The following is a 13,400-nucleotide window of genomic DNA, read 5'->3' as shown; positions in this document are numbered from 1 at the left end:
TGCTTAGCATTAAAAATAAAGGAGTTCTGTCGAAAGTTGTCGAAACGACTCGTAACTATCTTTTTAGGAGATGAGGAGTATGAGAACAGCCGATGCTGCTCCGCGGATACGACTTGTTCATTTTATTACCCTATTGATGCTTGTATCTATTTCAATCATATCTATCATTCAAATAGCTGCTTCATTTAAGGCAGAACGAGATTCCTTGTATGAAACGACACTTGAGCTTAATTATGAAAGTGCAAAAAAAATGAGTGTGACCATGAACTCCCTTTTCAAAGCAATGGAAAAAAGCTTGAAAGTGACCTCTGAACACCTGGAGAGGAGTATACAAACACAAGATTCTATCCAAGCGCAATTGGATTTGGTAACGGGGAGCAATAATTACTTTAACTCACAAATGGTCAATGACGCCAATGGGAATGTCTTAGCCATTTCTCCTGTTTCAGTAGGTCTCACTAGCAAAAAACTGACATCGAAAGCCGTTTTAGATGCGATTGAGCAACGAAAGCCTGCGATCTCAGCACCTTATGAATCTGTAACAACCAGGCTTATTGTATTAATGACAAATCCCATATTTAATTCCTCAGGACAGTATATGGGTTCTTTAGGGGGCGCTATTTATTTACGAGAAAACAATGTATTAAATGATATATTCGGTTCCAACAGCTACTCTCCATCGGGTTCATATATCTATGTGGTCGATGGGGCCGGTAATCTTATTTATCATCCAGAACACAATCGTTTAGGTCAGAATGTGAGCGCTAATCCAGTGGTAGCCAAGCTCATTCATGGTCATAGCGGTAAGGAGAAAGTCGTGAATACATTGGGAGTGCCAATGCTTGCCGGCTATTCTTATGTACCTGCTAATGGTTGGGGAATCGTTGTGCAATCGCCGCTGGAAGAGATAAATGAAAAGTCGATGGGTTTGATCCAAAATGCAATTCTGTACTCATTGCCCTTTCTCCTTTTCATACTTATGCTAACGGCATGGCTGGCCAAGAAGTTGACTCTTCCCTATGCTCGATTGGCTGCGACCGCCTATAAAATCTTGAATGGCAAGCAAGTCGCAGATCTGCCAAAGGTAAGAACGAATACGTATGAAGCCTATCATTTGTACAAAACCATGTTAATCACGATCGATGCTTTGCAAAAGAGAGCGAATCAATATGCACTGGAAGCTCAAACGGATAATTTAACGGGTCTTGCCAACAGAAGGAGCATGGAAACACAAATGCTTGAATGGTTGGAGGAAGGCATAGATTTTTCACTCATTGTACTGGATATTGATCATTTCAAAGTTATTAATGATACGCATGGGCATCTTGTAGGAGATACCGTTCTAAAATATTTAGGAAAGCTTCTGCTTTCAATGGCAAGTGAGAACGAACACTACTTCCGGTTTGGCGGAGAGGAATTCATTGTTCTGCTGCCCCGTATGACGAAAGATGATGCGTATCTGTATGCGGAGAAGATCCGTAATAAGCTGGAAATGACCATAAGCCCAGTAGGTCAACCCATCACGGTATCTTTGGGAGTGTCCTCATTCCCAACAGACGGAGTGACGGCACATGAAGTGCTTGAGCATGCGGATCAAGCGCTATATTTTGCCAAAGGAAAAGGGCGGAATTGTACCGTTGTTTACGATCCTAAATATGCATAGTCCAAAGACCTTAGATCAATCGCAAGAATTTGCGGCGGAGCTAAGGTTTTTTTCTAATGAATAGACATTTCTTATATTGACAGCGATTGGTAGATAGCTTATAGTAATGAAAATATTTAATTCCGAGTTAACTTATTGGAATAATGAACGAGGGATCTTTTTAGGTCTAACTGGAGGGGCACTGCGATGAATATTGAGAATATTGAAGCGTTCGTGTATGTCATCCATTATGGCAGCTTTAACAAGGCATCGGAAGTATTATTCCTTTCCCAGCCTTCGGTAACAGCTAGAATTCAATCGTTAGAACGGGAATTGGATTGTCAGCTCTTTGATCGAATTGGCAAGCAAGTTCATTTAACGGAAGATGGCAGGAAGTTTCTTCCTTACGCTCAGCAATTACTCCAAACATTCCAGAAGAGTAAAATCCATCTTAAGCAGAAAAAGGCGCTGCCTAATGAGCTGCGAATCGGCTGTACGGTATCTGTATCTAATTACATGATGCCAGTAATCATCCCCAAGATGAAGCATAAATACCCGGAAATCAATTTTAAACTAACGACCGGAATAACGGATGATCTCGTCAACAAGGTTTTGAACCGAGATGTGGATATCAGCTTTGTGCGGGGAATCACTCATCCAAGTCTTTTGTCAGCGAAATTTTATGAAGATCCTATTCGACTCTATGTCTATGAAGGGCATCCCTTTATTGGGAGAGAAAACTTAACGATCCAAGATATCGGACGTCAGGCTCTTATTTTCTTTGAGTGCGGCTCTCTAGACTGGATGCGCATTCACCGTGTATTTGATAGTTTGAAGGAGTCGCCAAACATCCAGATCCAGACGGATAACTCCGAAACAGCCAAGAAACTGGTTTTACAGCGGGCAGGTATCGCTTTCTTACCAGGGCTTAGCGTCAGTCAGGAAGTTAAGGACAATAAGCTATTTCCAATTGACTTTCCAGAGACATCAGGCATTGCCTTGCAGACGAACTTGATTACGTTAAATGGGGAGAATACGTTATTTTTCAACAGTATTTTGGATATTTGTAAAGGTTTATGGGGCCGAACGAAAGGGTAGTATCAGATTCTTATATATGCTTATAGAAAAACTCTATTATCCAGTTGTGAAACTTGATGATAAATTAATGCTAATATTAATTCATACAAAACAAGTAGGAATTATGAGTTTAATGTTATTGTAACCGAAAAAATGGAGGGTATACACAGATGAGAAAATTAACAATCCTTGGAACAACACTAACTTTGGCTTTGGTAGCAGCAGGCTGCGGGGCAAAAAATACAGAAACGATCGCATCACCGAAGGTAGCCGCTGTAGGTACGAAGGCTGCTGCTGCAACTGCCGGGGCGGAGCCCGTCAAAGTGAAGAAGATTATTGTAGGAACGGGCACACAATTTCCGAACGTAGCTTTTCTTGATAAAGACGGTAAGCTTACTGGTTATGATATCGAGCTTGTCAAAGAACTTGATAAACGCCTTCCTGAGTATGAGTTTGAATTCAAAACGATGGATTTCGCTAACCTGCTCCTCAGCTTGGAAACGAACAAAATTGACTTTGTTGCCCACGAAATCGAGAAAAATAAGGAAAGAGAGCAAAAATACCTTTTCAACAACGAGCCTTATGCCTACTGGAAAACAAAAGTTATCGTGGCTAAAGACAATACAAACATTAAATCGATTGATGACTTGAAAGGTAAAAAAGCGTTAACGACCGCGACTAGTGCCGAAGCTACGCTATTGGAAAATTATAATAAAGCAAATGATAACGCGATTAAAATTGTTTACCAAAACGGTGCTGCCAACGATTTGGTTAGTCAGCTTACAACAGGTCGTGCGGACGGAGCACTCGGAGCGGATTTCTTGCTGCCGCTTGTGGACCCGCAAAGCAAATTAAAAGCAGTGGGACCGATTATTGAAGAAGCTGAGGTTCGCTTCCTCTTCCGCAAAAATGATAAAGACGGGCAAGCTCTTGCGGATAAAATCGACGTGGCGTTGAAGGTAGTGAAAGCAGATGGAACGCTTTCCAAACTTAGCACGCAATGGCTCGGCGGAGACTATACGAAGAAAGATTAATGCTGTTTTAAGTAAGAAATGTACAGAAAGGTGAGATCGTCCGAATGGAACAACAATTTGATATCACCTATGTCTTTGATTTTTTGCCCAAATTAGTCTCTTATCTGCATATCACATTGTTTATTGTAGCTTGCTCTATGCTGCTGGGTGTACTAATCGGATTCCTCATAGCCCTGCCAAGGCTTTATGAGGTTCCGGTGCTAAGAAGGATATCCCAGATCTATGTGTCATTTTTCCGGGGGACGCCGATCCTCATCCAGTTGTTCCTCATCTATTATGGACTTCCCGAGATATTGAAGCTAATTAATGTCGATGTCTCTAAAGCCCCCGTCCTGACCTTCGTCATTCTGACTTTTGGCCTGCATGGCGGTGCATATATCTCTGAAGTCATTCGGGCAGCCGTGAAAGCCGTGGATCGAGGGCAAATTGAGGCTGCCTATGCGATAGGTATGACAGGGTACCAAGCCTTTACACGTATCATCATGCCACAAGCGCTTGCCATATCGATACCGAACTTTGCGAATCTGCTTATCGCCAATTTGAAGGATACTTCGTTAGCCTTTTCGTTAGGCGCGATGGAATTGATGGGGAAAGCTCAGACGCTTGGTGCGGCAACACAGCATTTTATTGAAACCTACATTTGTTTATCACTCATCTACTTTATCATTTGCTACGGGCTGGAGAAGCTGTTCTTGGATATCGAGAAAAGACTGCTGCGGCATGAACAACCCATTGTTCAACGTGATTCGAAGTTTACATTTAGTCGCTTGTTTAAGACACCTTGGGCAGCATCCGCTCAAACGGATAAAGGAGGGTATCAACCATGAAGCTCGATCTAGGGTTTATCGGTTCCGCCTTTATTCAACTGCTCTCTGCTTTGCCCATTACGCTGCTAATTACGATTGTATCGGTTTTCTTTGGATTTCTGATTGGATCGACAGTGGCGATCATCCGAATATACCGCGTACCTGTTATCCATTACATCGCAAGCGGCTATGTGACGTTCATCCGAGGAACACCGATGCTAATGCACTTGCTGCTCATTTATTTCGGATTGCCTGTGATTATTGATTCTTTGGCAGCAGCCATCGGTTGGAGCTTCCGATCGACTTCTATTCCAATGATCGGTTTTGCCTTTCTTTCCTTCTCGATTACAGCAGGAGCCTATTTGGCTGAGGTAGTAAGATCAGGCATTCTAGCCGTGAATAAGGGGCAAATCGAAGCTGCCTATTCCATCGGCATGACAACATCGCAAGCGTTGAGGCGCATCGTGCTTCCTCAGGCATTGGCTGTTAGCTTGCCTAACTTATCCAATTCGTTCATTGGTATGCTTCACGGTTCTACACTGGCTTTCACGGTATCCGTTGTTGAGATTAATGCCAAAGCGCAAATCGTCGCTACGACAAATTGGAAATTCTTTGAATCTTATATTGCCGCGGCTTTCCTGTTCTGGGGAGTGACGATTCTGATCGAGAAGATAACGGAGCTGCTTGAGAAACGAATAAATATTTACAACCGAGGTGGTGTACGATGATCAAAATGGTGAATATCACTAAAGCATTCGGCAAGCATGAGGTGCTGAAAGGTATCAATTTGACGGTAAAAAAAGGAGAAGTCGTCTGTATCCTTGGCCCAAGTGGTTCAGGCAAAACGACGCTGCTTCGCTGCATCAATTACTTGGAGAAGCCGAATCAAGGTGAGGTAACGATTGGGGATTTCACCATCAATTGCAAGCGCCCGAGCAAACAGGATATTCACACGCTGCGCAAGAAAACGGCGATGGTATTTCAACATTACAATTTATTTAAACATAAAACGGTGCTGGAAAATGTGATGGAAGGCCTTGTCATTGTTCAGAAGCAATCCAAAGAAACTGCACGGCAAACGAGTATTCAAATGCTGGAGAAAGTGGGGCTGGGAAGTAAGCTGGACGCTTATCCAAGCCAATTGTCAGGCGGACAGCAGCAGAGGGTGGGCATTGCCCGTGCGCTGGCACTCAATCCAGAAGTGATTTTGTTCGATGAACCAACCTCTGCCCTTGATCCTGAGTTGGTTGGTGAGGTGTTGGAGGTTATTCAGAAAATTGCCAAAGAAGGCATTACGATGATCGTTGTTACGCATGAAATGGGCTTTGCTCGTGAAGTTTCGAATCATGTTGTTTTCATGGACCAAGGTGTGATTGTGGAAGAAGGAAGGCCTCAGGATATTTTTAGCGATGCGAAGGAAGAGCGGACGAGACAATTTTTGAAACGAATTACGCCGGAGTATACGTTTAACATTTAAATTTACAGCGAATACGGAGTGGATGATATGGGGATCAAACTTAGTATTTTGGATCAAAGCGTTATTTTCCCGGGGGAGAATGCGGAAGCCGCACTGCAGCATACGATTGAGCTTGTACAATTAGCGGAAAAGCTGGACTATCACCGCTTTTGGGTATCGGAGCATCATGATTCCGATCAATTGGCGGGTTCATCGCCCGAGGTACTAATTTCTCATTTATTAGCGAAAACAGAGCGCATTCGCATTGGCTCTGGCGGCATCATGCTGCAGCATTACAGTCCATATAAAGTAGCAGAGAATTTTAATGTCCTGGCATCATTAGCACCTGGAAGAGTAGATCTCGGTATCGGAAGGGCGCCAGGCGGGCTTCCTCGTTCTACGAAAGCTCTACAGCAGGGCATCACCGAGCCAGCTACTTTATCGGAGAAGCTGAAGGAACTCAAACAATTTGTTCATAATCGATTGGATGCTGATCATCCGCTTACAGGCCTTCGGGTATCTCCGATTCCGACACAACCAGCGGATATTTATCTACTTGGCGCTACTGCGGCTAGTGCGGAATTAGCTGCTGAATTAGGGCTTCCTTATGTATTTGCCCAATTCATTAATGGTGATCATGCTGTGGCAGCGGCTGCTTTTGAAGCGTATCACACTGGATTTAATCGAGAACAAGGCGGACAGCCGAAGGCGATCTTGGCTCTGTCTTTAATTGTAGCTGACACAGAAGAAGAGGCCAAAGTGCTGGCTGGCGAATATAAAAATGTGAAAATTCATTTGGAAAACGGCAAAACATTAACGGTAGGAACCCTTGAACAGGCCGAGGAGTATGGACGGCAAACGCAAGCCAAATTCACCGTAGAAGAGAAAGTAGCGGAGATCACGAAAGGCACTAAAGAATCCGTCCGACAAAAGCTGCTGGACATCCAGCAAACTTATGGGGTAGATGAGTTCATCGTTACAACGTCGGTGAAAGATTTCGCCAAGCGCTTGCGGTCATTTGAATTGCTAAGTGAGGCGTTCTCGGAGCTGCTTGTGTAGGTAAAAACGACATACGTCTTTTTGGAGGGGAAATGAGCATGAGCGAAGCGCTATCGGAACAATCACAGGCGGCTTTTGAGCAGAAGCTAATCGCGATTCGGCGTCATCTGCATCAAAATCCAGAATTATCAAACGAAGAAGTTCAAACAACCGCATCGATCCGAGGCTGGCTGCAGGAAGCGGGTATTCGAGTGGCTAACTTTCCGCTGAAAACAGGTCTTGTCGCGGAGGTTGGAGGCCTGAACGAAGGTCCAATTATCGCACTTCGAGCCGATATTGATGCGTTGCCTGTCCAGGAAGCTACTGGACTGGCTTATGCCTCATTGGTTCCGGGCACAATGCATGCTTGCGGACATGATTTTCATACCGCATCCATTCTGGGCGCCGCTTTCTTATTAAAGCTGCAAGAAAAGGAGCTGCAGGGCACGGTTCGCTTCATTTTCCAACCGGCTGAGGAGAAAGCGCAAGGAGCGGAGCAGGTCATCCGAAGCGGTGCTTTGGAGGGGGTTCGTGCGGTATTTGGAATGCACAATAAACCCGATCTTCCTGTGGGCACAATCGGCATTAAACCAGGGGCACTCATGGCTTCTGCAGATGGATTCGTTGTTGAAATCGAGGGTAAGGGTACACATGCTGCAGTGCCTGAAGCGGGGATAGATCCAATCGTAACCGGCGCACATATCGTAACAGCACTTCAAGCGATTGTAAGCCGGAATGTGAGTGCGCTGCAAAGCGCTGTGATAAGCGTCACCAAGATACACAGTGGAACCGCTTGGAATGTCATTCCTGATAAAGCTGTCCTAGATGGAACGGTGAGAACATTCGATGAGGAGGTTCAAGCCACGGTTCTGAACAGGTTCGATCAAGTGGTCCATGGTGTAGCGGCTGCTTATGGAACGAAGGCATCTGTACGATGGATCAAGGGTCCGCCAGCCGTGCAGAACGATGCGGGGTTAGCAGAATTAGCAGCCCGAGCTGCGGATTTTGCAGGCTTGCATGTCATCACGCCTACACCATCTCTAGCAGGGGAAGACTTCGCGTTTTATCAGAAGAAGGTGCCAGGTATTTTCTTATTCATGGGCACATCGGGTACCCAAGAGTGGCACCATCCCGCTTTTGATCTCGATGAGCGTGCGCTGCCGATCAGCGCCAACTATTTTGCCATATTAGCGGAGCAAGCTCTCAAGCAAATAAGCTCTGAATTCAAAGTGGAGGTATCAGGATGAGTCAACTTGTAATCGATATTGGGCCTTATATAGATACAAATAAACAGTTGAGATCAGCGATTGAAGGTCTTACGGATGAGCAGTTGAAATGGAAGGAGAACGCGGATAAATGGAGTGTGACGGAAGTTTTATCCCATTTGACCGATCATAACATCGTTGTTTCCTTTCGCATTCGCGAGATCATTTCTGGATCCACGGTCCAACTGCCTGCCTTTGGGCAAGATGCTTGGGTAAGTAGTTCCAAGGCGAATGAAGGCGCAGCTGTAGATATTTTGGACGCCTTCCAAGCGCTATTGACCTATAACAGCCTATTATTGCGAAGAATATCACCACAAGACTGGGAGAAAACGGGCGTCAACTTTAAAGGACAGACGTTAGCATTGACGGATGTCGTTCAATCTTTTACCGCACATGTTCAAGTGCATCTTGCCCAAATAGAGCGGATTAAACAAGCTAGGCAAGCAAAGAACCTTTAATCATATAAAACCGACTAAACCTATATGTGATAGAAAGAAGTGTGGGGGAAATGAGTACTAATAGGATTCGGATTCGTGAAGCTCGTACGGAAGATCGTGAGGTGATCAGGCAGCTTCTTATTGATGCGTACAGTCAATACGAAGCAGTTCTTCCTCCCGAAGGATGGCAGCAGTACAAAGACAACATTCTTGCCTCTGTAGATGGCGACGCTCCCTCTGCACGACTAATTGCCGAAATCAATGGGGAAATCGTGGGTAGCTCCCTCTTGTTCCTGTCTTCTCAGGTTGCCTATGGACTTCCTGAATTGGATATCCATACGCCGATTATTCGATTATTGGCTGTTTCCCCGCAAGCTAGAGGCAAGGGAATCGCTACAGAGCTCATTAAAGAAAGCGCCCGGCGAGCGCTGGAATTGGGTGCATCTACGCTGCATCTGCACACTTCCGATATGATGGAATCTGCCGTGAAGCTTTATGAGCGTTTAGGCTTCGAACGGGCATTTGATAAGGATATTCTAAAGGGCGAAAACGTCGTAAAAAGCTACCGCTTGCAGTTGAAAGAAGCAGCGATTCTTCAATAATAATCATAAGGACGTGATGACGATGTCAAAACAAAAGCATCTGAAGCTTGGAGCAATCATTCATGGTGTTGGTGGAAACATATCAGGATGGCGCCATCCCGAGGCGATTACTGATGCCAGCGTCAATTTTGGCTTTTATAAACAGCAGGCGCAGAAAGCTGAAGCCGGTAAATTCGATCTGGTTTTTATTGCTGACGGTTTGTACATTACCGAGAAATCCATCCCTCACTTTTTGAATCGGTTTGAACCGATTACGATTCTTTCGGCGCTGGCTGCTGTCACGTCCAACATCGGTCTCGTTGGTACACTTTCGACCTCCTACAGCGAGCCATTTACAGTGTCCAGACAATTCGGCTCGATTGATCTGATCAGTGATGGGCGAGCAGGCTGGAACATCGTGACTTCACCTCTAGAGGGATCGGCAAGAAATTATAGCAAAGACCAGCACCCCACACATCCAGAACGATATCGAATTGCGAATGAATTCTTGGAAGTAGCGCGTGGACTTTGGGATTCCTGGGAAGACGATGCCTTCGTCCGGGATAAAGAAAGCGGCGTATTCTTTGATCCGAGCAAACTGCATACGTTGAACCACAAAGGGGAGTTTTTCTCCGTACAGGGTCCACTCAATATTGCGCGTTCGAAGCAGGGTCAGCCGGTTATTTTCCAAGCAGGAGCTTCTGAGGATGGTCGGGCTTTCGCGGCTAAAGTCGCTGATGCCATATTTGCCGGACATGAAACGATTGAGGAAGCTAAGGCTTATTATCAGGATATTAAAAGCAGAGCGGTAGCTTATGGCCGTTCAGCCGAAGATCTCGTCATTCTTCCTGGGATTAGCCCGATTATCGGACGAACGGAAGAAGAAGCAGAAAGCAAATATCAAGAGATTGCTAATTTAGTTACGATTGATAAAGCTTTGGATTTTCTGGGGCGCTTCTTTGAGCACCATGATTTCTCTCAATACCCGCTTGATGAACCGTTCCCGGATCTCGGTGATTTCGGCAGCAACAGTTTCCGCAGCGGCACGGATAAAATCAAGCAAACGGCCAAAGAGAAAAATCTCACTTTGAGACAAGTGGCGCTTAGCGTGGCAACACCGCGCAATGAGTTCACGGGAACACCTGAACAAGTAGCGGATCGTGTCGAACTCTGGTTCAAAGAAGAAGCGGCAGACGGTTTTATTATTGCTGCAGCTCTTCCCAAAGGATTGGACGATTTCGTTGATCTCGTTGTGCCAATCCTGCAAGAGCGCGGAATATACCGGAAAGAGTATGAATCCGACACGCTACGGGGAAACCTAGGCGTATCGATTCCTGCGAATCGCTACACGAAGGTAGAGGCTGCTATTTAAAAATCAGTTAGTATTGGTATTCATTTCCATTTTATGTACTTAGTCTCTAACCGCCCGTTTTGGGCGGTTTTATGGTGTTTGGGTTGAATTATTTCCCAAAGCAGCTTCGAAATTCCAATATTTGAAAACAAATGTGTAATCGTATAAACTGTGAACATAGACTATTGTGGAGAAAAATGTAGCCTATAGTCAAAATGTGTTACTAAATCATATAGGTGGTGCTGAAATGAGTACGTTTAAATCATGGTTTTCAAGCGCGAAAACGGGCTTGTCCGAGCAAGTCAAAAAATTTCAAAACAAAGATTTTCTGGATGCCGTTGTTGCAGGATGCGCGATTGTAGCGGCCGCTGATGGCAGCATTGGTAATTCAGAAAAAGAAAAGATGATTGGTTACATCAGCCGTAGCGAAGAGCTTAAGGTTTTTGATGTAAGTAATGTCATCGCTCGCTTTAACCACTTTGCTGGCAACTTTGAATTCTCAGCCATTGTAGGCAAGCAAGAGGCGCTTAAAGTTATTTCCAAGTTCAGCAATAAGCCTGAAGTTGGACGAATCATCATTGCGGTATGCTGCGCAATTGGTGCTGCAGACGGAGATTTTGATGATCAAGAGAAGAAGGTTGTCAAAGATATTTGTAACGCGCTGAACCTCAATCCTAGCGAATTTAGTCTTTGATCGTCGATTTACAAATAATTTAAACGGAAAAATGAAACGTGTTCGAACTTCATCCGTATCAAATGAAAGAGTGTACGAATACAGGATATGAAGGGAGGTGACCTCGTTGACAATTAGTTTGGTCAAAGGTCAAAAAATTGATTTAACAAAAGGTAATGCGGGTCTTTCCAAAGTTGTAGTTGGACTAGGTTGGGATCCGGCAGTTGTGGAGAAGAAAGGTTTCTTCGGATCCAAAAAAACAGCTGTTGAAATTGATTGCGACGCTTCAGTCATCTTATTAGATGAGAATGGGAAATTGACTAAAGAGAAGAATGTTGTTTTCTTCGCTAACTTGCAAAGCCCTGATGGTTCAGTTGTTCACTCCGGTGATAACCGCACAGGGGAAGGCGATGGCGATGATGAGCAAGTATCTGTTAATTTAGGACAAGTTCCTGCGGATGTTAGTAAGATCGTTTTCGTTGTTAATATTTACGACTGCGTGAATAGAAAGCAAGATTTCGGTCTCGTTCAATCCGCCTATATCCGGTTAGTGAATGATTCGAATAACCAAGAATTGATTAAGTTTAATCTGACCGAAGATTATTCAGGTAAAACATCCCTGATTGTTGGTGAACTTTATCGTCATAGCGGCGAATGGAAATTCAACGCGATTGGTGAAGGCAGCACGGATACAACGGTAGGACAATTAGTTAAACGTTATCAATAATAGCAACACCAAATCCACTATAAAGCGAGGTCATATGCAATGGCAATTTCACTATCCAAAGGTCAAAAAGTAGATTTAACGAAATCAAACCCAGGTCTAACGAAAGTTGTAGTTGGTCTAGGTTGGGACACGAACAAATATGATGGCGGTAAAGATTTCGATCTAGATGCTTCCATTTTCGCTGTTAATGCTTCTGGTAAAGTAGGATCTGAATCTGATTTCATCTTCTACAACAACCCGAAGAATGCGAATGGTTCAATCGTACATAACGGCGACAACCGTACAGGCGCTGGCGATGGCGATGATGAGCAAGTAAGTGTTGATCTAAGTGCAGTACCTGCTGAAACTGAGAAAATTGCTTTCTGCATTACGATTCATGATGCTGAAGCAAGAGCGCAAAACTTTGGACAAGTTTCCAATGCTTACGTTCGTATTCTTAACGAAGGTTCAGGCGCAGAATTGATTCGTTTTGATCTTGGAGAAGACTTCTCCATTGAAACTGGCGTAGTTATCGGTGAATTGTACCGTAACGCGGGCGAATGGAAATTCAGCGCAATCGGTAGCGGCTACAAAGACGGTCTTGCAGGATTAGCTCGCGACTACGGCTTACAAACTTCCTAAGATCTTACTTATAATGCTAGTTTTCTTGCGAAAACTCTAAGGAGATGCAGCAATGACAATCAGCTTGTCAAAAGGTCAAAGAATTGACCTAACTAAGACGAACCCTGGCCTCAGTAAGGCTATTATCGGATTAGGTTGGGATACGAACAAATATAGTGGTGGGCATTCATTCGATTTGGATGCGTCAGCCTTTCTGCTTCATGCTGAAGGTAAAGCTAAAGGGCTTGAGGACTTCATTTTTTACAACAACTTGGTTGGTGTAAATGGATGCGTTGAGCATACCGGCGATAATCGTACAGGTGATGGCGATGGGGATGACGAGCAAATCAAAGTTGATTTCTCCAAAATCCCTGCGCATATTCACCGAGTAGGAATAGCTGTTACGATTCATGATGGATCGAATCGCAACCAAAACTTCGGACAAGTATCAAATGCGTTCGTTCGCCTTGTTGATGAGGTAACGAATCGGGAGATTTTACGTTATGACTTGGGCGAGGACTTTTCAGTAGAAACTGCCGTTGTCATTTGTGAATTGTACCGAGACAGCCAAGGTCAAGAATGGAAGTTCCAAGCTGTGGGAAGTGGTTTTCAAGGTGGTCTACAAGCCCTTTGTAAAAACTACGGGCTTGATGCTCAGTAAATTCAGAAACAGGTGGGGTGGTGCGAGTAAGGCATCACCCTATAATTATTAG

General features: G+C 44.4%; 15 protein-coding genes. All 15 read left to right on the top strand.

The annotated features are described in order from the left end of the window. Window positions 1-79: 79 nt before the first annotated feature. The 15 genes from AC58UU_RS20140 (at window position 80) to AC58UU_RS20070 (ending at window position 13,348) form a co-directional block, all read left to right on the top strand. The gene (locus tag AC58UU_RS20140; RefSeq protein ID WP_497318504.1) at window positions 80-1,663 is read left to right on the top strand and encodes a sensor domain-containing diguanylate cyclase; all 1,584 of its coding nucleotides are present in this window, start codon (window positions 80-82) and stop codon (window positions 1,661-1,663) included. A gap of 186 nt (window positions 1,664-1,849) precedes the next feature. After that, entirely contained in the window at window positions 1,850-2,740 is an 891-nt protein-coding gene (locus AC58UU_RS20135; protein WP_497318503.1) for a LysR family transcriptional regulator, read from the top strand. Between the two features lie 149 nt (window positions 2,741-2,889). Then, window positions 2,890-3,753, top strand: a complete 864-nt coding sequence (locus AC58UU_RS20130; RefSeq protein WP_497318502.1) for a transporter substrate-binding domain-containing protein — start codon at window positions 2,890-2,892, stop codon at window positions 3,751-3,753. 44 nt (window positions 3,754-3,797) lie between these two features. Continuing rightward, entirely contained in the window at window positions 3,798-4,580 is a 783-nt protein-coding gene (locus AC58UU_RS20125; RefSeq protein ID WP_497318501.1) for an amino acid ABC transporter permease, read from the top strand. Next, on the top strand, window positions 4,577-5,287 hold the full coding sequence (locus AC58UU_RS20120) for an amino acid ABC transporter permease (RefSeq protein WP_497318500.1): 711 nt from the start codon (window positions 4,577-4,579) through the stop codon (window positions 5,285-5,287). Before AC58UU_RS20125 ends, AC58UU_RS20120 begins: the two co-directional genes overlap by 4 nt. Beyond that, on the top strand, window positions 5,284-6,036 hold the full coding sequence (locus AC58UU_RS20115) for an amino acid ABC transporter ATP-binding protein (RefSeq protein ID WP_497318499.1): 753 nt from the start codon (window positions 5,284-5,286) through the stop codon (window positions 6,034-6,036). The genes AC58UU_RS20120 and AC58UU_RS20115 overlap by 4 nt, the downstream gene beginning before the upstream one ends. Before the next feature lie 27 nt (window positions 6,037-6,063). Next, on the top strand, window positions 6,064-7,074 hold the full coding sequence (locus AC58UU_RS20110; RefSeq protein ID WP_497318498.1) for an LLM class flavin-dependent oxidoreductase: 1,011 nt from the start codon (window positions 6,064-6,066) through the stop codon (window positions 7,072-7,074). Window positions 7,075-7,106: 32 nt separating this feature from the next. Further along, window positions 7,107-8,300, top strand: a complete 1,194-nt coding sequence (locus tag AC58UU_RS20105; protein WP_497318497.1) for a M20 peptidase aminoacylase family protein — start codon at window positions 7,107-7,109, stop codon at window positions 8,298-8,300. Continuing rightward, window positions 8,297-8,776, top strand: a complete 480-nt coding sequence (locus AC58UU_RS20100) for a DinB family protein (protein WP_497318496.1) — start codon at window positions 8,297-8,299, stop codon at window positions 8,774-8,776. The genes AC58UU_RS20105 and AC58UU_RS20100 overlap by 4 nt, the downstream gene beginning before the upstream one ends. Window positions 8,777-8,826: 50 nt before the next feature. Further along, on the top strand, window positions 8,827-9,357 hold the full coding sequence (locus AC58UU_RS20095; RefSeq protein WP_497318495.1) for a GNAT family N-acetyltransferase: 531 nt from the start codon (window positions 8,827-8,829) through the stop codon (window positions 9,355-9,357). Between the two features lie 22 nt (window positions 9,358-9,379). Further along, entirely contained in the window at window positions 9,380-10,708 is a 1,329-nt protein-coding gene (locus AC58UU_RS20090; RefSeq protein ID WP_497318603.1) for an LLM class flavin-dependent oxidoreductase, read from the top strand. A 226-nt stretch (window positions 10,709-10,934) separates the two neighbouring features. Further along, complete coding sequence (locus AC58UU_RS20085) at window positions 10,935-11,381, top strand: tellurite resistance TerB family protein (RefSeq protein WP_171640892.1); 447 nt, start codon at window positions 10,935-10,937, stop codon at window positions 11,379-11,381. Between the two features lie 106 nt (window positions 11,382-11,487). Beyond that, the gene (locus AC58UU_RS20080) at window positions 11,488-12,087 is read left to right on the top strand and encodes a TerD family protein (protein WP_057307630.1); all 600 of its coding nucleotides are present in this window, start codon (window positions 11,488-11,490) and stop codon (window positions 12,085-12,087) included. A 39-nt stretch (window positions 12,088-12,126) separates the two neighbouring features. Then, window positions 12,127-12,708: a TerD family protein gene (locus AC58UU_RS20075; RefSeq protein ID WP_497318494.1), complete on the top strand. Its 582-nt coding sequence runs from the start codon at window positions 12,127-12,129 to the stop codon at window positions 12,706-12,708. A 52-nt stretch (window positions 12,709-12,760) separates the two neighbouring features. Further along, window positions 12,761-13,348: a TerD family protein gene (locus AC58UU_RS20070; RefSeq protein ID WP_171692820.1), complete on the top strand. Its 588-nt coding sequence runs from the start codon at window positions 12,761-12,763 to the stop codon at window positions 13,346-13,348. Window positions 13,349-13,400 lie beyond the last annotated feature (52 nt).

Source organism: Paenibacillus sp. JT22N1, from assembly GCF_059692155.1.
Note: the sequence above shows the minus strand (reverse complement) of the source record. Positions and strands in the feature narration are given on the sequence as shown.